Annotated in this window: 18 protein-coding genes; 9 read left to right on the top strand and 9 right to left on the bottom strand. The window is 67.5% G+C overall.

The genetic code is table 11. The annotated features are described in order from the left end of the window. Nucleotides 1–5: 5 nt before the first annotated feature. Entirely contained in the window at nt 6–1,673 is a 1,668-nt protein-coding gene (locus tag AAFF32_RS04175) for an MFS transporter (RefSeq protein ID WP_216964686.1), read from the top strand. Between the two features lie 109 nt (nt 1,674–1,782). Here AAFF32_RS04175 and AAFF32_RS04170 read toward each other — a convergent pair whose 3' ends face one another. The 5 genes from AAFF32_RS04170 to AAFF32_RS04150 all read right to left on the bottom strand — a co-directional run bounded on the left by AAFF32_RS04170 (nt 1,783) and on the right by AAFF32_RS04150 (nt 9,485). Beyond that, entirely contained in the window at nt 1,783–2,205 is a 423-nt protein-coding gene (locus AAFF32_RS04170; protein ID WP_342316571.1) for an MmcQ/YjbR family DNA-binding protein, read from the bottom strand. A 261-nt stretch (nt 2,206–2,466) separates the two neighbouring features. Further along, a complete protein-coding gene (locus tag AAFF32_RS04165) occupies nt 2,467–6,156 on the bottom strand; it encodes an indolepyruvate ferredoxin oxidoreductase family protein (protein ID WP_342316570.1) in 3,690 nt (1,229 codons plus the stop codon). A gap of 296 nt (nt 6,157–6,452) precedes the next feature. Then, the gene (gene nagA / locus AAFF32_RS04160; protein ID WP_342316569.1) at nt 6,453–7,589 is read right to left on the bottom strand and encodes an N-acetylglucosamine-6-phosphate deacetylase; all 1,137 of its coding nucleotides are present in this window, start codon (nt 7,587–7,589) and stop codon (nt 6,453–6,455) included. Between the two features lie 83 nt (nt 7,590–7,672). Then, complete coding sequence (locus AAFF32_RS04155) at nt 7,673–8,686, bottom strand: SIS domain-containing protein (RefSeq protein ID WP_342317213.1); 1,014 nt, start codon at nt 8,684–8,686, stop codon at nt 7,673–7,675. Nucleotides 8,687–8,741: 55 nt separating this feature from the next. Further along, nucleotides 8,742–9,485, bottom strand: coding sequence for a GntR family transcriptional regulator (locus AAFF32_RS04150; protein ID WP_216964696.1), 744 nt, complete (start codon nt 9,483–9,485; stop codon nt 8,742–8,744). A 318-nt stretch (nt 9,486–9,803) separates the two neighbouring features. On the opposite strand from AAFF32_RS04150, the gene zwf reads away from it, so the two are divergent. The 4 genes from zwf to eda all read left to right on the top strand — a co-directional run bounded on the left by zwf (nt 9,804) and on the right by eda (nt 14,624). After that, nucleotides 9,804–11,252: a glucose-6-phosphate dehydrogenase gene (zwf, locus tag AAFF32_RS04145; protein ID WP_254200847.1), complete on the top strand. Its 1,449-nt coding sequence runs from the start codon at nt 9,804–9,806 to the stop codon at nt 11,250–11,252. Beyond that, nucleotides 11,236–11,991, top strand: coding sequence for a 6-phosphogluconolactonase (pgl, locus tag AAFF32_RS04140; RefSeq protein ID WP_216964705.1), 756 nt, complete (start codon nt 11,236–11,238; stop codon nt 11,989–11,991). Before zwf ends, pgl begins: the two co-directional genes overlap by 17 nt. 4 nt (nt 11,992–11,995) lie before the next feature. Then, nucleotides 11,996–13,822 carry a phosphogluconate dehydratase gene (edd, locus tag AAFF32_RS04135; RefSeq protein ID WP_342316568.1) on the top strand — a complete coding sequence of 609 codons (1,827 nt, stop codon included), beginning with the start codon at nt 11,996–11,998 and terminating at the stop codon, nt 13,820–13,822. Between the two features lie 175 nt (nt 13,823–13,997). Then, complete coding sequence (gene eda, locus AAFF32_RS04130; protein WP_342316567.1) at nt 13,998–14,624, top strand: bifunctional 4-hydroxy-2-oxoglutarate aldolase/2-dehydro-3-deoxy-phosphogluconate aldolase; 627 nt, start codon at nt 13,998–14,000, stop codon at nt 14,622–14,624. Nucleotides 14,625–14,682: 58 nt separating this feature from the next. Here eda and AAFF32_RS04125 read toward each other — a convergent pair whose 3' ends face one another. The 4 genes from AAFF32_RS04125 to AAFF32_RS04110 all read right to left on the bottom strand — a co-directional run bounded on the left by AAFF32_RS04125 (nt 14,683) and on the right by AAFF32_RS04110 (nt 19,287). Further along, on the bottom strand, nt 14,683–15,048 hold the full coding sequence (locus tag AAFF32_RS04125; RefSeq protein WP_216964709.1) for a hypothetical protein: 366 nt from the start codon (nt 15,046–15,048) through the stop codon (nt 14,683–14,685). A gap of 216 nt (nt 15,049–15,264) precedes the next feature. Further along, entirely contained in the window at nt 15,265–16,581 is a 1,317-nt protein-coding gene (locus AAFF32_RS04120; protein WP_216964711.1) for a flavohemoglobin expression-modulating QEGLA motif protein, read from the bottom strand. 233 nt (nt 16,582–16,814) lie between these two features. Then, on the bottom strand, nt 16,815–17,846 hold the full coding sequence (locus AAFF32_RS04115; RefSeq protein WP_216965358.1) for a LacI family DNA-binding transcriptional regulator: 1,032 nt from the start codon (nt 17,844–17,846) through the stop codon (nt 16,815–16,817). 130 nt (nt 17,847–17,976) lie between these two features. Continuing rightward, entirely contained in the window at nt 17,977–19,287 is a 1,311-nt protein-coding gene (locus tag AAFF32_RS04110; protein WP_216964714.1) for a sugar MFS transporter, read from the bottom strand. 32 nt (nt 19,288–19,319) lie between these two features. Here AAFF32_RS04110 and AAFF32_RS04105 point away from each other — a divergent pair, with 32 nt between their 5' ends. From AAFF32_RS04105 to AAFF32_RS04090, 4 genes are all read left to right on the top strand, one after another. Continuing rightward, nucleotides 19,320–19,511, top strand: a complete 192-nt coding sequence (locus AAFF32_RS04105) for a hypothetical protein (RefSeq protein ID WP_342316566.1) — start codon at nt 19,320–19,322, stop codon at nt 19,509–19,511. 151 nt (nt 19,512–19,662) lie between these two features. Next, the gene (locus AAFF32_RS04100) at nt 19,663–20,670 is read left to right on the top strand and encodes a glucokinase (protein ID WP_342316565.1); all 1,008 of its coding nucleotides are present in this window, start codon (nt 19,663–19,665) and stop codon (nt 20,668–20,670) included. 130 nt (nt 20,671–20,800) lie between these two features. Next, on the top strand, nt 20,801–23,593 hold the full coding sequence (locus AAFF32_RS04095) for a TonB-dependent receptor (protein ID WP_342316564.1): 2,793 nt from the start codon (nt 20,801–20,803) through the stop codon (nt 23,591–23,593). 118 nt (nt 23,594–23,711) lie between these two features. Further along, nucleotides 23,712–26,096, top strand: a complete 2,385-nt coding sequence (locus tag AAFF32_RS04090; protein WP_342316563.1) for a family 20 glycosylhydrolase — start codon at nt 23,712–23,714, stop codon at nt 26,094–26,096. Nucleotides 26,097–26,359 lie beyond the last annotated feature (263 nt).

Below are 26,359 nucleotides of genomic sequence, written 5' to 3'. Positions count from 1 at the left end.
CGACCGTGTCCACCATCACCGCAAACAGCTCCAAAGACGTACCGCTGACGCAAGGGCACAAGAAGGTCATCTTCGCGTCCAGCCTGGGCACCGTGTTCGAGTGGTACGACTTCTATCTGTACGGCTCGCTCGCGGCGATCATCGCCAAGCAGTTCTTCAGCGGCCTGAACGAAACCAGCGCCTTCATCTTCGCGCTGCTCGCCTTCGCGGCGGGCTTCGCGGTACGCCCGTTCGGCGCGATCTTCTTCGGCCGCATCGGCGACATGATCGGTCGCAAGTACACGTTCCTGGTCACCATCGTCATCATGGGCCTGTCGACCTTCCTCGTCGGCATCCTGCCCAACTATGCGTCGATCGGTTTCGCCGCACCGGCCATCCTCATCGTCCTGCGCTTGCTGCAGGGCCTGGCGCTGGGTGGTGAGTACGGCGGCGCGGCGACGTACGTGGCCGAGCACGCACCGCACGGCAAGCGCGGCCTGTATACGAGCTTCATCCAGACCACCGCGACGATCGGCCTGTTCCTGTCGCTGCTGGTGATCCTAGGCGTGCGCACCTACCTGGGCACGGAAGAGTTCGAACGCTGGGGCTGGCGCATTCCGTTCCTGCTGTCGATCATCCTGCTAGGCGTGTCGGTGTGGATCCGCATGCAGCTCAACGAGTCGCCGCTTTTCCAGCAGATGAAGGCCGAGGGCAAGCAGTCCAAGGCGCCGATCACCGAGAGCTTCTTCTCCAAGAACGGCAAGATCGTGCTGCTGGCGCTGCTGGGTGCGACCGCCGGCCAGGCGGTGGTGTGGTACGCGGGCCAGTTCTACGCGATGTACTTCCTGACGCAGTCGTTGAAGGTGGACGCCACTACCACGTGGCTGCTGATCGCCGCCGCGCTCGCCATCGGCACGCCGTTCTTCATCGTGTTCGGCTGGCTCAGCGACAAGATCGGGCGCAAGAAGATCATCATGGCGGGCTGCCTCATCGCCGCGCTGACCTACTTCCCGCTGTTCAAGGCCCTCACGCACTACGCGAACCCGGCCATCGCCGAGGCCAGCACCAACGCCCCGGCCGTGGTGCATGCCGATCCGGCGACGTGCTCGTTCCAGTTCGATCCGGTGGGCAAGAAGGTCTTCACCAACTCGTGCGACATCGCCACCGCTGCGCTGGCCAAGGCCGGCGTGCCGTACACGATCCAGCCGGCGCCGCAGGGCAGCGTCGCGCGGATCACCGTCGGCGCGGTGGAAGTCGGTGGCTTCGAAGGCGCTGGGCTCTCCAAGGAAGACAGCAAGGCCAAGACCGATGCCTTCGGCGCGGAACTGAAGAAGGCGCTGACGGCCGGCGGTTATCCGGAGAAGGCCGATCCGGCGCGCATCAACAAGCCGATGGTGCTGTTGATCCTGGTCATCCTGGTGCTCTACGTGACGATGGTCTACGGGCCGATCGCCGCGTGGCTGGTGGAGCTGTTCCCCACGCGCATCCGCTACACCTCGATGTCGCTGCCGTACCACATCGGCAACGGCTGGTTCGGCGGCTTCCTGCCGACGATCGCCTTTGCCCTGGTCGCGGCCACCGGCAACATGTATTACGGCCTGTGGTACCCGATCATCATCGCGCTGATGACGTTCGTGATCGGCTCGCTGTTCCTGCGCGAGACGAAGGACGTGGACATCACCGCGAACGATTGAGGGTGGTGGTTGGTTGAAATGCGACAACGCCGGCCTTGCGCCGGCGTTGTTGTTTATGGCGTTTGGAGCCAGGCATCCTCGCCTCCGTTCACCTCGCCCTTCTCTAACGTCATCCCGGCCTTCGCCGGGATGACGGTGCGAGGTGCGTGCGCGGCCAGCCCTCTTCCGAGGCCTCCTCACCCACCAGCTCCCGTCGCCGCTTCCTGCTCAGCGTTCCAAACGCACGCTGATACGACCACGTCACCAGCTCGCGCAGATAGTCCTCCGGCACGCGGCGCACATCGACGACCGTCACCCAGTACCAGCGCCCCATCCATCGCGCGGGTTTGATACCCGGCTGGTCGGTGAGTTCGACGAAGCGCTCGGGCGTGGCGCGGAAGCTGAAGCGCCAGCGTTCGGGCTGGCTGGTCTTGAAGTACGCGAACGTCTTGCCGCCGACCGAATAGACGAGGATGTTCGACGGCTCGCCGTGCAGGACCTCCTTCGCCGCGGGGAAGGAGGCGCAGAAGCGTTTCAGACGCGCAGTGTCCATGGGCGCATTGTCGCGCGCGGGCTGCTGACAGCGCAGTGTCAGCAGAGCTGAAGGCCCGGTGCGGGCCCATTGCGAAGCCACGCATGAAGAGCCCTGGGATGTAGCCCGGGTGAGCCGAAGGTGCACCCGGGGCAGGTTTGCGGCGGCCGCCGTCCCGGCTGCGCTTACCCGGGCTACGAGACTTGCGTTCGCGGCGACGCAAATGAAAAACCCCGCCGAAGCGGGGTCCTTCACGCATGCGCCGGCGCATCACGCCACGCCTTACGCCACCTTCACGATCCGCAACGGATTGCTCCATTCCTTCAGCAGCTCCGCTTCGCGCGCCTTGGCCTTGTGCAGGTGGTCTTCCTTGACGTGGCCGTAGCCGCGGATGTGCTCCGGAATCGACGCGATCTCCGCCGCGAGGTCCACGTTGGAACGGTCGAGCTTGCCGAGCAGGCCTTCGATCGTCCTGAAGTAGTCCTCGATCAGCTGGCGCTCCATCTTGCGCTCCTCGGTCTTGCCGAAGATGTCGAACGTGCCGCCGCGCAGGAAGCGCAGCTTCGCCAGCCACTTGAACGCGGTGAACACCCACGGGCCGAATTCCTGCTTGATCAGGCGGCCCTGCGCATCCTTCTTCGCCAGCAGCGGCGGCGCGAGGTGGAACTTGAGTTTGTAGTCTCCGTCGAACTGCTGCTCCAGCTTCCGCTGGAAATCGCCACTGGTGTACAGGCGCGCGACCTCGTACTCGTCCTTGTAGGCCATCAGCTTGAACGCGTAACGCGCGACGGCCTCGGTGAGATCGGTCGTGCCGGCGACGTTGCGCTCGGCCGCGTGCACGCGCGCGACGAAATCGCTGTAACGCTTGGCGTACGCGGCGTCCTGGTACTCGGTGAGGAACTTGGTGCGACGCTCGACCACTTCGTCCAGCGAACGCGACAGGCGCGCATCGTCCAGCGGCAGGAAGGCGACGTTGTCGGCGCTGCCGTGCGCGGGCACGTGGCGCAGTTCGTCTTCCTTGCGCGTGGAGCGCGGCGCGGAGGTCGCGCCCCACTCGGTGCTTTCCCACGGGCCCGGCGAGAGCATCGGCAACTCGTGCGGCGTGGCCTCGGCCTGCGTCGGCGCGTTGCGGATCAGGCCGGCGGCTTCGGCGACGGCGTTCGGATCGATCACCGCCAGGCGGCCCCACGCGAACGCGGTCTTGTTCATCTCGATCGCGGCGCCATTGAGCTCGATGGCGCGCATCAGCGAATCCATCGACAGCGGCACCAGGCCCTGCTGCCACGCGTAGCCGAGGATGAACAGGTTCGTCGCGATGGCATCGCCCATCAGCGCGGTCGCCAGCTGCGTCGCATCGACGACGTGCGGATCGTTGCCGCCCAGCGCGACCTTCACCGCGGAGATGATGTCGGCCGCCGGGAACTGCATGTCCGGACGCGTGGTGAACGTGCCCGGCATCGCTTCGTAGCTGTTGAGCACGACGTTGGAACGGCCCGCGCGCACCTTCGACAGCGCCCAGTAGTCGTTGACGACGACCATGTCACAACCGATCACCAGGTCCGCCTCGCCCGCGGCGATGCGCACGGCGTGGATGTCGTCCGGCGACTTCGCGATACGGATGTGCGTGGTGACCGCGCCGCCCTTCTGCGCCAGGCCCGTCTGGTCGAGCACGGAAGAACCCTTGCCTTCCAGATGGCCGGCCATGCCGAGCAGCGCGCCGATGGTGACCACGCCCGTGCCGCCGACGCCGGTGATCAGGATGTTCCAGGGCTGCGAGAGATCGGTGGCGACCTTCGGCATCGGGAGATCGGCGAGGCGATCCTTCGCGCCGGAGCCCTTCTTCTTGCGCAGGCCGCCGCCTTCCACCGTCACGAAGCTCGGGCAGAAGCCGTTGACGCAGCTGTAATCCTTGTTGCAGTTGCTCTGGTCGATCTCGCGCTTGCGGCCGAACTCGGTTTCCTTCGGCAGCACGGAAACGCAGAACGACTTCTTGCCGCAATCGCCGCAGCCTTCGCACACGAGCGAGTTGACCATCACGCGCTTCTGCGGATCGACCATCTTGCCGCGCTTGCGGCGGCGACGCTTCTCGGTGGCGCAGGTCTGGTCGTAGATCAGCACGGAGGTGCCCTTGATCTCGCGCAGGCGCTTCTGCACGTTGTCCAGTTCCTTGCGGTCATGGAATTCCATGTCGCCCGGGAAGATCTCGCGCTTGCTCCACTTCGCGATGTCGTCGGAGACGAGGATGATCGTCTGCACGCCTTCGCTGCGCACCTGGTGCGCGATCTGCGGCACCGACAGCGTGCCGTCCACCGGCTGGCCGCCGGTCATCGCCACTGCGTCGTTGTAGAGAATCTTGTAGGTGATGTTGACGCCGGTCGCGACCGACTGGCGGATCGCCAGCGAGCCCGAATGGAAGTACGTGCCGTCGCCCAGGTTCTGGAACACGTGCGGCGTTTCGGTGAACGCCGCCTGGCCCGACCACGTCACGCCTTCGCCGCCCATGTGGGTGAAGGTGTCGGTGCTGCGGTCCATCCACGTCACCATGTAATGGCAACCGATGCCGCCCAGCGCGCGCGAACCTTCCGGCACGACGGTGGAGATGTTGTGCGGGCAACCCGAGCAGTAATGCGGCACGCGCGGGAACTGCGCGCGCGGCAGGGCGAGTTCGGATTCCTTCTCCGCCATCCATGCCATGACGTTGCGGATGTGTTCGGAATCGTGGAAGCGCTGGATGCGACGGCCGATGACGCCGGCGATGGTCGCGGGCGTGAGTTCGCCGGTGGAGGGCAGGATCCACTCGCCGCTTTCGTCGTACTTGCCGACGATGGACGGGCGCTGGCCGCTCCAGTTGTACATGTACTCCTTCATCTGGCGCTCGATGAAGGCGCGCTTTTCCTCGACGACGACGATGTCCTCAAGGCCCTGCGCGAACTTGGTGATGCCCACCGGCTCCAGCGGCCAGGTCATGCCCACCTTGTAGACGCGGATGCCCAGGTCCGCGCACGCCTGCTCGTCCAGGCCGAGGTATTCCAGCGCCTGCAGCACATCGAGGTAGGACTTGCCGGTGGTGACGATGCCAAGGCGCGCACGCGGCGAATCGATGACGACGCGGTCGATGTTGTTGGCCCGCGCGAACGCCTGCGCGGCCTTCACCGCGTACTTGTGCAGGCGCATTTCCTGGTTCATCGGCGGATCCGGCCAGCGGATGTTGAGCCCGCCTTCCGGCATCTCGAAATCTTCCGGCAGCACGATGCGCGTGGCCATGGGATCGACGTCGACCGAGGCCGACGACTCCACGGTTTCGGCGATCGTCTTGAAGCCGACCCAGCGGCCGGTGTAGCGCGACATCGCCCAGCCGACCAGGCCCATGTCGAGGATGTCCTGCACGCCGGCCGGGTTGAGGATCGGCATCATCGCGCTGACGAATTCGTCTTCCGAACCGTGCGGCAGCGTCGAGGAACGGCAGGCATGGTCGTCCGCCGCGAGCGCGAGCACGCCGCCGAACTGCGAGGTGCCGGCCGCATTGGCGTGCTTGAACACGTCGCCGGTGCGGTCCACGCCCGGGCCCTTGCCGTACCACATGCCGTAGACGCCCTGCACTTTCGCGCCGGGGAACAGGTTGGTCTGCTGCGTGCCCCAGACCATCGTCGCGCCGAGGTCTTCGTTGAGACCGGGCGTGAACTTCACGCCGGCGTTCTCGAGGAACTTGCGCGCGCGCCACAGCTCCAGGTCGAAACCGCCCAGCGGCGAACCGCGATAGCCGGAGATGAAGCCGGCGGTGTTCAGGCCCAGCGCTTCATCGCGCAGGCGCTGCATCAGCGGCAGTCGCACCAGCGCCTGCACGCCGGACAGATAGATGCGGCCCTTCTCGCGGCTGTACTTGTGTTCGAGCGTGTAGTCGGCGTCGAGCACGGAGTTGGTGAGCGCGGTGTTCGCCGAGGACGGCGAGCTGAGTTCGGCGGTGCTGGTCATGCGTGGCTCCGGCGCGGCGGGGACCGCGGAGGTGGCTGCGAACGCCCGGCGCCGGGCCTCACGGCCGGCGGGCCGCGAGGTCGAAAGTGCCGAGCAAAGACTCGGAATTATAGCAGCCCGTCCCAGTCCGGCCCGGACGCGGGGTGCCGGAGAGCGTCGGGAGGTGACGTTGCCTGTTCAGCATGGACGCCACACTCCCGAACAAGTAGCCCGGGTAAGCGGAGCGCACCCGGGGCGCGGCAGGCAGAAATCCCCGGGGGCGGCTTCGCCTTACCCGGGCTACGGGATCACTGGATTCACGCCTTCCCGGCAATCCAGGTGCCCTGCACCTTCAGGTCCTCGTCGAGCACGACCAGGTCCGCCCGGTAGCCCGGCGCGATCCGCCCCAGCTCGCCGCCCAGGCCGATGAAGTCGGCCGGGTACTGCGACGCCATGCGGCACGCCTCGTCCAGCGGCAGGCCGAGGCGCTGCACGGTGTTGCGCACGGCCGAGGCCATGTCGAGCGCCGAGCCGGCCAGCGTGCCGTCGGCGGTGGTGCACTGGCCGTCGCGGCAGATCATCTCCACGCCGTACAGCGAGAACGCCTCGCGCTCGCCGCCCACCGGCGGCATCGCGTCGGTTACCAGCATCATCTTTCCGCGCGGGCGCGCGGCGATGGACACGCGCAGCGTCGCGTCGTGCACGTGGAAGCCGTCGACGATCAGGCCGCACCACGCGTCGGCGTTCTCCAGCGCCGCGCCGACCGCGCCGGGTTCGCGCGAGTTCATCGGCGTCATCGCGTTGAACAGGTGCGTCACGCCGGTGATGCCGTGCGCGAACGCGTCGCGCAGTTGTTCGTAGGTCGCAGCGGTGTGGCCGGCGGCGATGATGACGCCGCGTGCGGCCAGTGCCTGCAACGTCGCGGCATCGAAGCGTTCCGGCGCCAGCGTGACGAGCGTGATGCCGTCGTTCCCGAGCGAGGCGACCAGATCGAGTTCGCCCGCATCGGGCGTGTGGAACTTCGACGGATCGTGCACGCCCTTGCGTGCGGCGTTGAGGTACGGCCCTTCCAGGTGCACGCCGAGCACGCCCGGCACCTTCTGCGCGATCGCTTCGCGGGTGGCGTCGATGGCGCGGCGCATCACTTCGACGTCGTCGCTGATCAGCGTCGGCAGCATGCCGGTGGTGCCGTACTTGCGATGCGCGGCGGCGATGCGGCGCAGGCCTTCGACCGTGGGCTCGTCGTTGAGCAGCACGTCGCCGCCGCCGTTGACCTGCGTGTCGATGAATCCCGGCACGAGATAACGACCCGCAAGATCCACCACCTGCGCGTCCTTCGGCGGCGGGCCGGGGAGCACAGCGACGATGTGGCCGTCCTCGACGAGCACGCTGAGGTCGGTCTCGAAACCGCGTTCGGTGAGGATGCGGCCGTGGGTGAAGGCAATCGTGGTCATGGCGATCTCGGGATTAGAGATTCGGGATTCGGGGCGCGCTGATCGGCCTTCGCCTGACCAATCGCGAATCCGGAATCACGGTTTCACACCGTCTCCGTCACCTTGTTCAGATGCGGCGGCACGTCCGGATTGTGGCCACGCGTGACCGCCAGCGCATTCACCGCCTTGTAGAAACTCTGAACGGCCAGCAGCGGGGTGCACGCAGGGTGCGGCGCCAGCGGCATCGGCAGCACGCCTTCGCGTGCGACCGCGCCGGGCCAGGTCAGCCACACCGGCGCGCCGCGCGCGCGGAATTCCTCGGCGACCGCGGCGGTACCGCTGCCGGTGTCGTCATCCTGCGCGAAGGCCAGCACCGGGAAGCCCGGCCCGACGATCGCCATCGGCCCGTGCTTCACTTCCGCCGAGGAGAACGCTTCGGCGTGCAGGCCGCAGGTTTCCTTGAACTTCAGCGCCGCTTCCTGCGCCGCGCCCAGGCCCAGCCCGCGGCCGACGACGAACAGGTTGCGCGCGTCCTTCAAGCCTTCCACCAGCGGCGACCAGTCCTGCTTCCACGCTTCGCGCAGCGCATCGGGCAAGGCGTCGACCGCGGCGAGCAGCTTCGCGTCGCCGCTCCAGCGCGCGGCGAGTTGCAGCAGCGCGGCCAGCGAACACAGATAACTCTTCGTTGCCGCCACGCTCTTCTCGGGGCCGGCGCGCAGCGGAATCACCGTATCGGCGATCTGCGCCAGCGGCGAGTCCTCGACATTCACCAGCGCCACGACCAGCGCGCCACCGGCGCGTGCGATCTCGGCATTGCGCACCAGGTCCGGGCTCTTGCCCGACTGCGAGATCGCGATGAACAGCGCGCCCTGCAAATGCGGGCGCACCGCATACACCGAGCCCACGGACGGCGAGGCCGAAGCCGTCACCAGCCCCAGCGTGGTTTCGAACAGGTACTTCCCGTAGGTGGCGGCATGGTCGGAACTGCCGCGCGCGCAGGTGACGATGAACGCCGGCGGCGACTGCTTCAGGCGCTGCACCAGTGCGTCGATGACCGGCGCGTTCGCGGCGAACTGCCGCGCGATGGCGTCGGCGGCTTCCTGCGCCTCGACATGCATGCGCGTGGCCGAAGCGGTGAGTGCGACGCTTTCGTTCGACGGTTCGCTCAAGGGATTACTCGCTCTGGAGTTCGGCAACGAAGTCGTAGGCATCGCCGCGGTAGAAGGATCGGGTGTATTCGACGACGCGGCCGTCGTCGAGGAAGGTGCGCCGTTCGATGAAGAGGCCGGGACTGCCTTCGGGCAGGTTCATCAGCCGCGCCTGCTCGGCATCGAAGGCGATCGCGCGCAGGCGCTGCAGCGCGCGCGTGGGGCGCAGGCCCATCTTCTGGAAGGTCTCGTACAACGAGTTCTCGACCAGATTCGGATCCGGCAGCACGGTCTGCGGCACGACGGTGCGCTCCAGCGCCAGCGCCATGTCGTCGGCGATGCGCAGGCGGTAATAGCGCACCACCTGCGCGCCGGGCGACAGGTTCAGCGCCATGGCTTCATCGGGCGTGACTTCGCCGATGCCGCGCTCGATGAAACGCGACTTCGGATCCAGCCCGCGCGCGCGCAGATCGTCGGTGAAGCTGGTGAGCTTGGAGAACGACTTGACGATGCGCTCGGCCACGAACGTGCCCGAACCCTGGCGCTGCATGAGCAACCCGTCGGCAACGAGACCGGAGATGGCCTTGCGCACGGTGACGCGCGACAGGTCGAGCAGCTTGGTCAGCTCGCGCTCGCTGGGCAGGGCCTGGCCGGGCGTGAGTTCGCCGTTTTCGATCGCGTGCTGCAGCGTTCGGCGCAGGTGCTGGTAGGCCGGGGCGCGTCGGGCGTCCGCCTGGCGGTGGAACTCGTTGACCAGATAGTCCTGCATGGCCGGGGAGAATACCAGTCAGATACCAGTTACGGCAACGGATGCCACGGCGGGAGCAGACCGGCGGCACCTGGCGGTACGACCAAAGTCGAATGAAGGCCCGAGGCGCGCTCCCCGCAGTCGGATTTCGCGCCGCCGTAACTTCAACCGCATGAAATTGCAGGAATATCGGGTGAAGCCGCCCCGCGTCCCCGCCGTTCATCGCGGCCTTTAGCCCCATTTGCACCAGTGGTATCGGACTGGTATCTTCACTGGTATGCCTGTGGTCTTGAAAACCTACCCCTTCCGGAGCGCTCCGTGACCGCCTCCATCGCGCCGATGGCGCCTTTCGACCTGATCATCTTCGGCGGCACCGGCGACCTCGCCCTGCGCAAGCTGCTGCCGGCCCTGTTCCATCGCTACGTCGACGGCCAGATCGTCGCCGGCACGCGCATCTACGCGCTCGCCCGCGACAGCCAGAGCGACGAGGCGTACCGCGAGCGTGTACGCGAGGCGCTGCAGAAGCACCTCTCCTTCGACATGCGCGCGCCGACCGCGCTGGAACCGTTCCTGCAGCTGCTGCACTACCGCCGCATCGACCTGCAGGCCGATGGCGGCTGGGGCGAGCTGGCGGGCGAACTCAACGACGAATCGCGCGTGCGCGTGTTCTACCTCGCCGTCGGCCCCGACCTGTTCGGCAGCGTGGGCGCACGGTTGCAGGCGCACGGACTGACCGGCGCGAACACGCGCGTGGTGGTGGAAAAGCCCATCGGCCACGACCGCGCCAGCGCCGCCGCCATCAACGACGCGCTCGGCCAGGTGTTCGCCGAGTCGCAGATCTATCGAATCGACCATTACCTGGGCAAGGAAACGGTCCAGAACCTCACGGCGCTGCGCTTCGGCAACGCGTTGTTCGAGCCGCTGTGGAAGGCCGAGCACATCGACCACGTGCAGATCACCGTGGCCGAGACCGTGGGCCTGGAGCGCCGCGCCAGCTACTACGACAAGTCCGGTGCGCTGCGCGACATGGTGCAGAACCACATGTTGCAGCTGCTGTGCCTGGTCGCGATGGAACCGCCGTCCTCGCTCGCCGCCGATGCGATCCGCGACGAGAAGCTCAAGGTGCTGCATTCGCTCAAGCCCATCGAGAACGGCACGACCTCGCACGTCACCGTGCGCGGCCAGTACCGCGCCGGCGCGGTCGAAGGCCGCCCGGTGCCGGGCTATCCCGAGGAACTGGGCGCCACCGATTCGCGCACGGAAACCTTCGTCGCGCTCAAGGCCGAAGTGCGCAACTGGCGCTGGGCCGGCGTGCCGTTCTATCTGCGCACGGGCAAGCGGCTGGCCGAGCGCATGTCGGAGATCGTGGTGACGTTCCGCAAGGTCCCGTATTCGATCTTCGGCGATGAACCCATCTCGCAGAACCAGCTCGTCATCCGCCTGCAGCCCGACGAAGGCGTGAAGCTGTGGCTGATGAACAAGATTCCTGGCCCGGGCGGACTGCGCCTGCGCCGCGTGCCGATGGACCTGAGCTTCGCCGAGACCTTCGGCGGCCGCCAACCCGAAGCGTACGAGCGTCTGCTGATGGACGTGGTGCGCGGCAATCCGATGCTCTTCATGCGCCGCGACGAAGTGGAAGCCGCATGGGCGTGGATCGATCCGATCCGCGCCGCGTGGGAAGCCAGCGCCGAAGCACCCAAACCCTATACCGCGGGCAGCTGGGGACCCAGTGCAGCCGTGGCCCTGATCGAACGCGACGGAAGGACGTGGCATGAGGACGCTGTCTAAAAGCGCATTGGCGGAGCGATTGACCGTGCTGACACCTGATCCGTTGCCCGTTCGCGAACACCTCTTCGACGACAAGTCGGAACTCGCCGTCGCGCTGGCGAAAGCCGTCGCCGCCGACCTGCGCGGCGCGATCGCGCGCCGCGGCGCCGCGCGCCTGGCGGTGTCCGGCGGCACCACGCCGCGCGCGTTCCTGAGCGAGCTGTCGAAGCAGACGCTCGACTGGGCGCATGTCACCGTCGTGCCGGTCGACGACCGCTGGGTCGCACCCGACCATCCGCGTTCGAACGAACGCCTGCTGCGCGAGACGCTGTTCCAGGGCGCCGCCGCGCAGGCGCAACTGCTGCCCTTGCGGCGGCCGACGTCGACGCCCGAGGCCGCACTGCTTCCCGTGCTCAGCCAGGTCGCCAACGAGGCGCTGCCGCTCGACGTGGTCGTCCTCGGCATGGGCGAAGACGGACACGTCGCTTCCTTGTTCCCCGATCTCGCGCGTCGCGATATCGGCCTGCAACCCAGCGGCCGTGCACCCGTGCTGGCCATCCGCAGCGCCGCCGCGCCGGAACCGCGCATGACGCTCACGCTCAGCGCGATCTTCACCGCGCCGTCGCTGTACCTGCACATCGAAGGCGCGAAGAAGCGCGACGTGCTCGACAACGCCGCACGCGATCCGCGTTCGACGCTGCCGATCCGCTCGGTGCTGTCCGGTGCGCCGGTGGTGCCGCTGCTGTACTGGAGTCCGTAGTTCGATGTCCAACCTGCATCCCGTCATCGCCGACGTCACCGAGCGCATCCGCAAGCGCAGTGCGCAGCGTCGCGCCGACTACCTGGCGCGCATCGATGCCGCCTGCGGCCGTGGCCCGCACCGAGCCACGCTCTCGTGCGGCAACCTCGCCCACGGCTTCGCCGCGTGCGGCAGCGACAAGGACGCGCTGCGCGCCGGCCATTGCGCGAACATCGGCATCGTCAACGCCTACAACGACATGCTCTCCGCGCACCAGCCGCTGGAGCGCTTTCCGTTCCTGATCAAGAACACCGCGCGCAGCGTCGGCGCAACCGCGCAGGTCGCCGGCGGCGTTCCGGCGATGTGCGACGGCGTGACGCAGGGCCGCGCCGGCATGGAGCTGTCGCTGTTCTCGCGTGAAGTGATCGCGCTGTCCACGGCGGTCGCGCTCTCGCACGACATGTTCGATGCCGCGCTGTACCTGGGCGTGTGCGACAAGATCGTTCCGGGCCTGCTCATCGGCGCGCTGAGTTTCGGCCATTTGCCCGCGATCTTCGTGCCCGCCGGCCCGATGACGTCGGGCCTGCCGAACGACGAGAAGTCGCGCGTGCGTCAGCGTTACGCCGTCGGCGAAGCGACGCGCGAGGAACTGCTCGAAGCCGAGGCGCAGAGCTACCACGGCCCAGGCACGTGCACGTTCTACGGCACGGCCAATTCCAACCAGATGCTGATGGAACTGATGGGCCTGCACCTGCCCGGCTCCAGTTTCGTCAATCCCGACAACCCGCTGCGCGATGCGCTCACGGCCGAGGCCACGCGCCGTGTCGTGCAGATCACGGCGCTCGGCGACGACTACCGGCCGATCGGCCGCATCGTCGACGAGCGCGCGATCGTCAATGGCGTGATCGGCCTGCACGCCACGGGCGGCTCGACCAACCATCTGCTGCATCTCATCGCGATTGCCGCGGCCGCGGGCATCGAGCTGCGCCTGGAAGACTTCGACGCGCTCTCCTCCGTCGTGCCGCTGCTGGCGCGCGTGTATCCCAACGGCAGCGCCGACGTGAACCATTTCCACGCGGCGGGCGGCCTGGGCTTCCTCATCGGCGAACTGCTCGACGCGGGCCTGCTGCACGGCGACGTCGAAACCGTCGCGGGCCCGGGCCTTGCGCGCTATCGCGTGGAAGCCAGGCTTGCGCCGGAACAGCGTGTCGATTTCGTACCGGCCACCGGACGCAGCGGCGATCCCACGGTCCTGCGTCCGGTGGCCGAGCCGTTCCGTCCCGACGGCGGCCTGCGCGTGCTGCACGGGCCGCTCGGCACGGCGGCGATCAAGGTGTCGGCGGTGCCGGAAGATCGCTGGATCATCGAAGCACCGGCGCGCGTGTTCTCCGATCAGCCGCAGGTGAAGGCGGCATTCGAGCGCGGCGAGCTCGATCGCGACGTGGTGGTGGTCGTGCGTTTCCAGGGCCCGCATGCGAATGGCATGCCGGAGCTGCACCAGCTCACGCCCACGCTCAGCGTGCTGCAGAAGCGCGGTCATCGCGTCGCACTGGTGACCGACGGCCGCATGTCCGGCGCGTCGGGCCAGGTGCCCGCGGCGATCCACATCAGCCCGGAAGCCGCCGTGGGCGGGCCGCTGGCGAAGCTGCGCGATGGCGACATCGTGCGCGTGGACGCAGTCGCCGGCACGCTGGAAGTGCATGTGCCGGCGGAAGAATGGGATTCGCGCGAGAACGCCACGACCGATCTCACGCCGAGTCATTTCGGCATGGGGCGGGAGTTGTTCGCGGTGTTCCGCCAGGCGGCGGCGCCAGCGCATCTGGGGGGCGGGATTTTCAATCCTGGTGCTTAGTTTTTTGAACTCCCTCCCCTGCTTGCAAGGGAGGGTTGGGGAGGGGTTGCGAAGCCGCACCGCGGCGAGCTCAGCGCTGTCGCGCCTCACACCCCTCCCAACCTCCCCTACACGCAGGGGGAGGGGCAAGAAGGCTTCATCCGACACAACACACATACCCAATTGGAGAAGAGAAGTGGGCCTGCTGGAATCCGTATTGCACGTCGCCCCGGTGATGCCGGTGGTGGTGATCGAAGACGCGAAGCACGCCGTGAAGCTTGCGCGCGCGCTGGTGGCCGGTGGCATTCCCGCCATCGAGATCACGCTGCGCACGCGCGCGGCTCTGGATGCAGTGCGCGCGATCGCCAATGAAGTCGACGGCGCCATCGTCGGCGTCGGCACCGTGCGCAAGCCACAGGATCTCCTGGATGCGCAGGCCGCGGGCGCACGCTTCGCCGTTTCGCCGGGCTCGACGCCCGACCTGATCGCCGCCGCGAAGGACGGCCCGCTGCCGTGGCTGCCCGGCGCAGGCACCGCCAGCGAGGCGATGACGCTGTCCGAGCACGGCTTCATCTTCCAGAAGTTCTTCCCCGCCGAAGCCGCCGGCGGCGCGCCGGCGCTGCGTTCGCTGCACGGCCCGCTGCCGGAGATCCGCTTCTGCGCCACGGGCGGCATCGGCGCGCACAACGCACGCGATTACCTGGCCACGCCCAACGTCGCCTGCGTCGGCGGTTCGTGGCTGACGCCGTCGCGCCTGGTGGCGGCGGAGGAATGGGGCGCGATCGAAGCGCTCGCGCGCGCGGCGACGCTGCTGCGCGCCTGAGGGCGACACCACACGACGGCGGCGAAGGCGTCCCTGCCTTCGTCGCGCGTCGACGCCGTTACTTCTTCAGCTCGATCACGAGCGTCCTGACGGGCTTGCCGCTCTCGTTCAACGTGTCGTGCGTGACGGGGCCGCTCCAGACCACTTCGCCCGGTTTGCGCTCCATCTCTTTCGTGGTGCCGTCCTCGTTCGTCTGCTTGGCCTTGCCGCCGGTGAGGAAGACGACGAGCTGGTCCGTCGTGTGCGTGTGCACACCTGTGCTGGCGCCGGCCGGCATGTTGAGTTCGATCACGCGCACTTCGTCGTTGTCCAGGACGACCTTGGCGTTCTTGCCTGCGGCCGTGACGAGGTCCTGCGCCGACACGGCCGATACGCACAGTGCGGCGCAAGCGACGGCGAGGGCCGTCGCGGTGAGATGTTTCATGATTGGAACCTCCCTACTCGTGGAAGCGAGCGGGGCGTCCGGCTTCAGGGCATGTCGCGGGGCATGTCGGGGATGGCCGTCGGGCGCTCGCCAGAAGGCCCGACGTTGGGGGATCCGCAGCGTGGGTCGGGTGGCCGCGCCGGGCTTGGATGCAAACGCGGGGCCGTCGCGAGGCAGGCCATGTGGCCCGGATCGCACGGGCCGCCATGCTGGGGATCACGGTATTCCTGATTCCTCGATCAGCTCGTCCTCGAACGCCACGAAGCGCTGCAGGTCCAACCGGTCCAGGCGCAGGCGCTGCACCGCGGTGGAGAAGGCCATCGTCGCCAGCACGCGTTGCGGGTCGCGCGCCCACGGCGGCACGTACAGCGGCGGCGCGATGAGGCCGTTGTCGCGGTAGGGCGCCAGTTCGATCACGTCGGCGGTGGTGAGGCGGCCGGCGAACAGCATCGGCAGCAGGTCGGCGCGGCCTTCCTGCAGCGCCTTGCGCACGAAGACGTGGATCAGCATCACGCCTTCCAGATACGCACCGTCCTTGGTGAAGCACACGCCGCCGCGCACGTCGCCGCCGCGGAACACGCGCTGCGCGCTGCAATAGCTCTCGCGCTCGGTCTGCCCGGCTTCGAGGAAGCCCTTGAACACTTCGATGAAGTCCGCGCCGTCCAGCGCCTGCTTCACCATCACCACGCGCAGCGCGATGCGGCGCAGGCGCGCGATGTCGAGCGCGCCGGTGACGATCTCGGAGAAGGTCGCCAGCCCTTCCTGCACGCGCGTGGTGCGCGGCGCGCCGATGCCAAGTGCATGCAGGTGCGGCTGGTGGATGCCGTTGAGCAGCGTCGCGGTGTGGATGAAGGCTTCGTGCTCGACCAGCTGGTTGAGGTCGCGCTCGGAGAACATCGCGGTGGAGCGCAGGGTGATGCGGCGGCTACCGGCCGTGGCCTTGGAAGGCAGCTCCGGGTCGAGCACCACCTTCACTTCGTCGTGATTGAAGAACGGATCGATGCGCGCGCGCAGACGCTGCGCGAAGTCCTCCGCCGGAATGTCGGCCGGCACGTCGGGCAGCAGGCGGCTGTCGATCAGCTCGTCGGTGATGGTCAGCACTTCGCGCGCGCCGTCGACGTTGGTGATGTCCTGGCTGCGGTAGCGGTAGTCGGGCCGCCCGTACAGCAGCGCCGAGCAGCGCGTGAACTCCGGCGTGCCGATCGCGCCGAGCATGCGCGCGGCGACGGCGTAGCTCCATGCGGTCTTGTACAGCCAGCGGCCGACGGGATGGCGGCGGTCGATCTCGTGCATGAGCGCGTGCAGGCCGGCGATGGTGTCCGACAGGTCCACCGGCACGGTGGTCGGCTGCGGCAGTTCCGGCCGGCCCTGGCGCCACTGTTCCAGGAACCGCGTCTCCATCGAGGCGGGCCAGCCGATGGCCTTGAGCACGCAGACCTTGCGGCCGAGGGCGACCAGCGCCTGGTCCTGTTCAAGCAGCCGGGCGATGCCCGGCTCGTGCAGCACGGATGCGAACTGCGGACTCGCGTTCATGGTCGGCCCCAATCGATGCGCCCGGCTGCGTAGCAGAGCATTGGGGTCGTTTCGCTGCCGTGAGGCCGGTTGCTGGAGCCCCTCTCCCGCCGGGAGAGGGGTTGGGGTGAGGGGCAACGCAGCGGGAACGCCAAACCACCGGAATGGCACTGCGCTGCGAGAGTGAACGATGCCGCTTCGTCCCCCCTCATCCGCCCTTCGGGCACCTTCTCCCGGAGGGAGAAGGAATCACCTCACACCTTCGGCCGCGGCGGCGCGGTCGATCCGCGTACCACCAGCTCCGGGCTGAAGCCCTCGTTCGGCACGGCCTTGGGCGCGTGCTCGCGGATCTCCTGCAACAGGCGCAGTGCCGCGTGGCGCGCGATTTCCTGCGTGGCCTGCTTGGCCGTGGTCAGCGCGGGCCAGCTCTGCTTGGAGAACGGGCTGTCCTCGAAGCCGGCGATCGACAGGTCGTAGGGCACGTTCATGCCACTGGACTTGGCCGCGGCGAGCACGCCCGCCGCGATCTCGTCGTTGCTGCCGAAGATGGCCGTCGGACGATCCGGCAGCGCCAGCAGGCGGCGTGCGCCGCGGAAGCCGTCGTCGAACGAATAGTCGCCTTCCACCACCAGATCGGCGTCGAGCGGGATGCCGTACTCGCGCAGCGCGTCCTCGTAGCCCTTGTAGCGTTCCCACGAAGAGCCGTGCGACTTGCCGCCCCACAGGAAACCGACGCGCGTATGGCCGAGCTGGATCAGGTGCTCGGTGATGTCGTAGGCGGCGTCGCGGTCGTCGACGTACACGCAGGCGCTGCCGTCCTGCGGATCGGCCGCAGCGGAGACGATGCGCACCAGATGGATGCCGTGCGCGACCAGTTCGGTGACCAGCTCGTTGCGTTCGGACATCGGCGGCGCGAGCACCAGCCCGGCCAGGCGCGAGTGCTGCACCAGGTCGATGAGCTCGGCAGCAAGGTTCTTCGACGAGGAGTCGCAGGGATGGATCTGCAATCCGTAGCCGGTTTCGCGGCACACCTGCAGCACGCCGTTCTGCACGGCGATGACGTAGTACGGGTTCGGGTTGTCGTACACCAGCCCGAGCGCATACGGCTGCGCGCTGCGCAGGCTGCGCGCCGAGGGATCGGGCTGGTAGCCCAGTTCGGCGATCGCCACCCGCACGCGTTCGCGCGTGCTGGCCTGGACGCTGGGTTCGTCGTTGATGACGCGCGAGACGGTCTTGAGCGACACCTCGGCGCGCTCGGCGACGTCTTTGATCGTGGGTCTGCGCACCTGGGCCTCGCGTGGTTCCGACATCACTGCCGTCGGGAAAGTGCGACTAGCCTAACCACCGGCACCGTCGAAGTGAATGACGTGCGGTGGCGTGTGGTTGGGCGGTCGGCGTGGTTTTGTCGTTGCGCAATCAACTGTGCTGCGATGCCGCCGCGCCGTTGACCACGTCGTGCCGCTGCCCGGCACGGTGCCCGCGCATCGCGAAATACAGGATGTACAGGTAGCACGGCACCATCAGCACGACGAACACCAGCTGGAAGTCGTAGACCTGCTTGAGGTGCACGAACAGCTGCGGGATCACCGCGCCGCCGGCGATGCCCATGATCAGCAGCGCCGAGCCGTACTCGGTGAAGCGGCCCAGCCCCTGGATCGCCAGCGGGAAGATCGCCGGCCACATCATCGCGTTGGCGAATCCCAGCGCGGCGACGAAGCCCACCGAGACGTAGCCCTTGGTGAGGAACGCGCCGATCGCCAGCAGTGCGCCGAGCACGGCGGAGAACGTGAGGTAGCGCTCCTGCGAGATGAAGCGCGGGATCGCGATCAGGCCCACCACGTAGCCCAGCAACATGCCGAACAGAGTGAAGGAGGTGAAGAACTTGGTGCTGTCCGGCGGCAGGCCGAAGCCCAGGCCGTAGGTGCCGATCGCATCGCCGGCCATCACTTCCACGCCCACGTACACGAAGATGCACAGCGCGCCCAGCCACACGTGCGGGAACTGGAACAGGCTGGTCTTGCGCGTGGCGCCGGTGTCGCTGTCGGCGTTGACTTCCTCGGCTTTGATTTCCGGCAGCGGCGAGAACAGGATGCCCACCGCCAGCAGCGCCAGCAGCCCCGCCATGAACATGTAGGGATCGTGGATGCGCGAGGCGAACTCGTTGAGCAGCTGCTCCTTCGTCGCCGCATCGGCGTTGGCCACCTGCGCCGACAGGTCGCCCATGCCGTGCATCACCAGCGTGCCGATGACCAGCGGCGCGAGGATGCCGGCCACCTTGTTGCAAATGCCCATCACCGCGATGCGCTGCGCGGCGCCCTCGATCGGGCCGAGGATGGAGATGTAGGGATTCACCGCGGTCTGCAGGATCGCCAGGCCCGCGCCGATCACGAAGATGCCCGCGACCGCGCCGCCGTACACGCGCTGCGTCGTGTACTGGCCGAACACCACCGCGCCCACCGCCATCAGGAACAGGCCCAGCGCCATGCCCTTCTTCATGCCGGTCTTCTTGAGGATCCAGGACGACGGCAACGCAAGGCAGAAGTACGAGATGTAGAACGCGCTGGGGATCAGGAACGCCAGGCTTTCGCTGACGTTGAAGGCCAGCTGCGCGAACGCGATCAGCGGGCCGTTGAGCCAGGTGACGAAGCCGAAGATGAAGAACAGCGCGCCGATGATCGCGATGGAGCCGTAGTGGCTGCGCGAGGCGGCGGTCGTGGACATGGACATGCGGATTCCCCTCCCAAGGAATGCGTTCGGGGATGGCGTGGGTTGACCTGCACGACATCCGTTGGCGCAACGTTGTCACAACTCGTGTCCGCAAGCCAGAGCACGGGCCAAAAGTCATAAGGACGGCCCTGCGCAAGCGTTTTCTTCCTGCTGCGACGCAGCAAAATCTGCCGTTCGTCGGAGCCGTTATTGGTGTTTCTGACAATTTCATAACTTTCGGTTGACAACGTTGTCAGGCCCGCGCCAATCTCGGCCGCGTCGGTGGGAGCCGGCGGTGAGCGGAGGAACCATGCAGTGGGATACGAAGGAAGCACCAGCCCGGCCATGCCTGTCCGCGAGCGCGCAGTCCCTGCGCGGCGTCTGCGGGTGAGCGCCGTGCCGCCGCTGACCCAGGTGGAACCCCGCTTCCTTGCCGCCGACGTGGGCGGCACCCACACCCGCGTCGGCCTGGTCCGTCCGGGCGGGCAGGACGAATCCGCCGTCGTGGTGCTGGCGCACCGCAAATACGTGTGCGCCGACTACCCGAGCCTGGCCGCGATCCTGGCCGACTTCATCGGCAGCCATGGCGCATGCGCGGGCATCGACCGCGTCACGATCGCCTCGGCCGGCGTGGTGCTGGACGACGTCGTCGTCAACGCCAACCTGCCCTGGCGCATCTCGCTGTCGCAGTTGCGCAGCGAACTGCACCTGACCGAACTGCACTACATCAACGATTTCCAGGCCGCCGCCCACGCCGCACAGTGCATGGATCCGGCCGATTCGCTGCTGCTCACGCCCGGCGTGAGCGCCGCCACGCACGGCCCCGTGCTCGTGGTGGGCCCGGGCACCGGCCTGGGCGCGGCCGTTCGCATCCCGCACCACGGCGGCACCGTCGTGCTGCCGACCGAAGCCGGACAGATCGCCTTCGCGCCGGGCAACGCGCGCGAGACAGCGATGCTGGAATGGACGCGCCAGCGCGGTTTCTCGCACGTGCCGACCGAGCGTTTCGTCTCCGGCCCGGGCCTGGTGAACCTGTACGACGCGATCTGCGCGCTGGATGGCCTGGAAGCGGGCCTGCGCGCACCGGCCGCGATCACCGACGCCGCGCGTCACGGCGATGCGCCGGCACGCGAAGCGGTGCTGACGTTCTGCGCATTGCTGGGCAGCGTGATCGGCGACCTGATCACCGTGAGCAGCGCGAAAGCGGTGTTCATCGCCGGCGGCATCCTGCCGCAGCTGAAGGATTTCCTGCCGCACAGCGCGTTCCATGCGCGATTGCTGGACAAGGGCGTGATGCACGCCGCGCTCGAGCGCGTGCCGGTGCGCCTGATCGAGAACGAGCGCCTGGGCGTGATCGGCGCAGCCACCTGGTACCTGGAACACCTGTCGCAGGACGGCGCGTGAGCGTCGTGGGACATCGCACACGAAATACGGCCGCGCGTTCATGCGCGCAGGCCAGGAAACGGGCTCTGTAACGCCGGCGAGCAAGAACCGGCACTGCGGAGTCGTATATCAACCCGTGGGAGGGAGAGCAATGAAACTTCGCAAGACCGCACTATCGGCCAGCATCGTGTTCGCACTGAGCTTCGCCGCAGGCGTGCAGGCCCAGGAGGCCGCACCGCAGACCACCGCTTCACAGGACGCCACCGACCTGGACTCCGTCGTCGTCCGCGGCATCCGCGGGGCGATCGAGCAGTCGCTTGAGACCAAGCGCGATGACGTGGGTCGCGTGGAAGTCATCACGTCCGAAGACATCGGCAAAATGCCCGACAAGAACGTGGCTGACTCCCTCTCGCGCGTGTCCGGCGTGAACATCAGCGCCGCGAGCGCGAACGAGGGTGCGTTCGACGAGAACGATCGCGTCAGCATGCGCGGCACGAGCCCGAGCTTCACCCAGACGCTGATCGACGGGCACAACATCGCCAGCGGCGACTGGTTCGTGCTGAACCAGACCGGTACCGTCGGTCGCAGCGTCAGCTACTCGTTGCTGCCGTCCGAGCTGGTCGACAAGGTCGTGGTGCGCAAGTCGTCGGAAGCCAAGCTGGTGGAAGGTGGTGCCGTCGGCACCGTCGACCTGATCACGCGCAACCCGCTCAATTTCGACACCGGCTTCAGCATCTTCGGCTCCGTTGGCGCCGTGTATGCCGACAACCCGAGCAAGACGGACCCGCAGATCTCGGTGCTGGGCAACTACAAGAACCAGGACGGCAGCTTCGGCATCACCGTCCAGGCCTTCAGCGAAGAGCGCCACCTGCGCCGCGACGGACAGGAGCTGCTGGGCTACGAGCAGATCGCAGCGGGCTCGCCGGTCGCACTTAGCAACCCCGACCTGGCCGGCGTCTACTACCCGACGCTGATCGGCTCGGCGTTGTTCGAGCAGGAGCGCAAGCGCACGGGCGGCATGGTGTCGCTGCAGTTCAAGCCGACCGACTCCACCGAGATCGAGGCCAACTACTTCCGTTCCGACCTGGAAGCCGACAACTACAACCGCAACTACATGCTGTGGGGTGCACGCATCCTCGGCCAGGGTGCCGGTCGCGCTCCGCTGCCAGGCTACGTGGTGCGCAACAACACGCTGGTGAACGCACAGTTCGCTCCGACTCCAGGCGCGGATCCGGCCAACGTCTCGGGCATCTACGACCAGATCTCGCGTCCGGGTGCCGAGTCGAACACGGAGTACTTCTCCCTGGGCGGCAAGTGGGACGTGAGCGAGCGCTTCAAACTGTCCGCCGAGGCCGGCACGTCCGAGGGCCACGGCAAGACGCCGGTGCAGGACGTGGCTGAGTGGGATACCGCGCTCAACAGCGCCGCTGGCTGGACCATCTACGGACCGGGCGCGGCTTCGTGGAATCTTGGCGCGACCAACACCGCGGCGCCGGGCGTTCCCAACGTCGACTACCGCCTGGACTGGATCTTCGGCTTCCAGGACATCGACGTGGAAGACAAGGAGGATTGGGCGCAGATCGACGGCACCTACTTCTTCGACGGCGGCGTGCTGAAGTCGCTCGAATTCGGTGTCCGCGACGCGAAGCACGAGCGCAACCTGGACCAGGTCACCGCGCAGGGCCCGGCATGTCTGGTCAACGGCCAGGTCGACCCGTCGTGCCCGCCGGGCTCGCAGTCGCCGTTCGACGCGGCCAATTGGCCGCAGGGGTTCTCCAACTATCCCAGCGACTTCGCCCAAGGCATCGGTGCCAACTTCCCGCGCGACATCTGGTACTTCTCGCCGGGACAGCTCGCCGATTTCAACCGTTTCACCAACCGCGATCCCGTCACGCGCTTCTACTTCCCGGGCGCTTACGGCCTGGAAGAGCGTAGCTCCGCGGCCTACGCTCAGCTGAACTTCTCCGGCGACCGTTGGGACGGCAACTTCGGCATTCGTTTCGTGCGCACGGAGGACGAAGTCACCAACTACGTGAACACCTCGGCCAACGACCCGGAAGCCATCACCACGTCGCTGTTCGGTCCGTTCAAGACCGTGCTCACGAAAAACACGTACAACGACTGGCTGCCCAGCGCGAACATCAAGTACAACCTCAACGACGAGATGGTGCTGCGTGCAGCTGCCTCGCGCACGCTGACGCGCCCGGATTACTCCGCGCTGGCCGGCGCCGTGTCGCTGCTCCCGCCCGCCACCGTCGGCGGCGTCGGCAGCGGTACGGGCGGCAATCCGAACCTGGAGCCGATCCTGTCGACCAACCTCGACCTCACGTTCGAGTGGTACTACGGTGAGCGTTCGTTGATGTCGGCCGGTGTGTTCTACATGGACATCGACAACTACGTCGCGCTGACGCGCGTGCGTCAGCAGTATCTGACGATCGACTCCAACAACCCGCCTCCGGGTCGCATGGTCGACTACGACGTCACGATCCCGTTCAACTCCGGCGCCAAGGTCAAGGGCTTCGAGCTGGCGTGGGAGCAGCCGCTGAGCGACTACTTCGGCATGTTCGCCAACTACACCTACGCCGACGGCGACACGGACGCTGAAGACAACTTGGGCAACCCGCAGCCGATGCTGGGCACCTCGGAGAACACCTTCAACATCGGTGGCTGGTTCGAGAACGAGAAGTTCAACGCCCGCGTGAACTACACGTGGCGTGACCAGTTCTTCAGCGGTCTGGACCGTGCCTCGGCCTTCTGGCAGGACAGCATTGGCAGTCTCTCGGCCTCGGTGGGCTGGACGATCAACGAGAACCTGTCGCTAAGTCTTGATGCGATGAACCTCAACAACCCCAAGACCACCTACTTCGCCGAGAACCGGGACCGCCCGCGTTCGGTGTACGAGAACGGTCGCCAGTACTATCTGAATTTCAGGTTCAAGTACTAACGGCCAAGTACTGATCTACCGTGCGGTAGAGGTGTGATCCACAAGCGGGCCCGGTCATTGCCGGGCCCGTTTGTTTCCGGCGTCGCGAAGACGCCAGCCGAATGAAAGTGAGGGATCGATGAAACGGCAATTCGTACTGGGCGCCGCGAGCGTGGCGCTGGTGATGGGAATGGCGGCCTGCCAGCGCGATGGCGCTCCGGCACCCGAGGCGGCCAAGCCCGCGACGGCGGCGCCGGCTGGTGGTGAAGCTTCGACGACGGCCCTCTCGGCCAGCGCCGCCGCGACGCCGGTGATCCCGCGCCCGGCGAAGGTGGAAGCGCGCGAAGGCCGCTTCGTGTTCGGTCCGCAGGCGCGCATCGCGGTCGCAGGCGACAACGCCGAAGCGACCCGCATCGCCCATGATTTCGCGGCGCGCGTGCAGCAGGCGCGCGGCTTCACCCCGCAGGTCGGCGGTGCGGGCGACGGCGCCGCCGTCGTGTTCGCGATCGACCCGGCCATCGCGCCCGCGGGCGACGAGGCCTACGTGGTCGACATCACGCCGCAGGGCGTGAAGGTCAGCGCACGCGCGCCGGCCGGCCTGTTCTACGGCGCGGTGACGCTGTGGCAACTGCTCGCCGATGGCGCGCAGGGCGAGGCGTCCATCGCCGCGCAGCGCATCGAAGACGCACCGCGCTTCGGCTGGCGTGGCGTGATGCTCGATGTCGCGCGCCACTTCCGCACGCCCGACGAAGTGAAGGAAGTGCTGGACCAGATGGCGCTGCACAAGCTCAACACCTTCCACTGGCATCTCACCGACGACCAGGGTTGGCGCATCCAGATCAAGCAGTACCCCAAGCTCACGGAGGTCGGCGGCTGCCGCATTCCGGCCGGCGCGGCCGGCGTCGATGCGAAGGGCAAGCCGAAGCCGTATTGCGGCTTCTACACGCAGGACGAGATCCGCGACGTCGTGAAGTACGCCGCCGATCGCTACATCACCGTCGTGCCCGAGATCGACCTTCCCGGCCACGCGCAGGCCGCCATCGCGTCGTATCCCGAGCTGGGCGTGACCGGCAAGGCGCCGTCGGTGTCGCCGGACTGGGGCATCCACACGTGGTTGTTCAACGTGGACGACGGCACGTTCAAGTTCCTGGAGAACGTGCTGGATGAAGTGATGCCGCTGTTCCCGGGCAAGTACATCCACCTGGGCGGCGACGAGGCGGCGAAGGACCAGTGGCAGGCGTCGCCGGCCGTGCAGGCGAAGAAGAACGAGCTGGGCCTCAAGGACGAGATGCAGTTGCAGACCTGGTTCATGGGCCGCCTGGGCAAGTACATCGAAGGCCACGGCAAGCGCCTGCTGGGCTGGGACGAGATCCTCGAAGGCGGCCCGCCGGCCGATGCGACCGTGATGTCCTGGCGCGGCACGGACGGTGCGATCGAAGCGGCGCGTGCCGGTCACGACGTCGTGCTGTCGCCCTCGCCGGCGCTCTACCTCAACCACATCCAGAGCGACGCCGCCGATGAAACGCCGGGCCGCGCGGACGTGATCTCGCTCAAGAGCGTGTACGACTTCCAGGTCGTGCCGGTGCAGCTCAATGCGGAGCAAGCCAAGCATGTGCTCGGTGCGCAGGGCAACCTGTGGACCGAGCACCACCGCACGCAGCAGCGCGTGGAACGCGGCCTGTTCCCGCGCGCCGCCGCGCTGGCCGAAGCGACGTGGACGCCGGACGACCGCAAGGACTGGAACGATTTCCTGCAACGCATGGCCTTTGAAACGCAGCGCTACCGGCTGACCGGCTTCGACGCGGCCGACAGTGCGTTCGCCGTGCGCTTCACCCCGCAGCCGGCGGCCGACGGGAAGGCGACGCTGGCGTTGTCGAACCAGACCAACTTCGGCGTGCTTCGTTACACGCTGGACGGCAGCGAGCCGACCGCGCAATCGCCGCAGTACACGCATCCGCTGGAACTGCCGCTGCCGACGACGGTGAAGGCGAACGCCTATGTCGACGGTCGCGCGCTGGCGGCGACGCGCACGTTCGCACTCGATACGCGCAGCGTGCTCGCGCGCAGCAGCAACCGGTTGCGCGCGTGCAAGGGCGATCTGCTCCTGCGCATGGAGGACGACGCACCGGCGCAGGCGGACGGCGAGCGCCAGCTGCTCACGGCCGACGTCTTCGACCCGTGCTGGATCTACGACGACGCGCCGCTGGACGGCATCGCCACGCTGCAGGTCCGCGTCGGCCAGCTGCCGCACAACTTCCAGCTCTGGAAGGACGCCAAGCTGGTGGTGACGCGTCCGGCGAAGATCGAAGGCGGCGCGCTCGAAGTCCGCCTGGGCAGCTGCGAAGGCGAGCCGATCGCCGTCCTGCCGCTGGCCCCGGCTCGCAAGTCCGCCGGCCTGACCACGCTGGAGGCGCCGCTGCCGACGCAGGCCGGCCGCCACGACCTGTGCTTCACCTTCGCCTCGGGCGAGTACAACCCGATGTGGGTCGTGGACGAGGTGACGCTGCTGCCGGCGGCGCGCTGAGCGCCTCCCACAAGTCCTACTCCCTCCCCTGCGTGCAGGGGAGGGTTGGGGAGGGGTACGCGAAGCCGCAACGCGGCGAGCTCGGCGCGGTCTCGCCTGACTACCCAACCTTCCCCTGCACGCAGGGGGAGGAGCAAGAGCACGGCGGGGGCGGGGCTTCGGCTTTCCCCCGCCCGGCCGATAACCCTAATCGGCAAGTTCAAACGCCTCGATCCCGGCCCAGTACGGGTTAGGATTGCTGCGTTGCACAGGGGGATCCACCA

This window comes from Lysobacter sp. FW306-1B-D06B (assembly GCF_038446665.1).
Lineage (GTDB): Bacteria > Pseudomonadota > Gammaproteobacteria > Xanthomonadales > Xanthomonadaceae > Lysobacter_J.
Note: the sequence above shows the minus strand (reverse complement) of the source record. Positions and strands in the feature narration are given on the sequence as shown.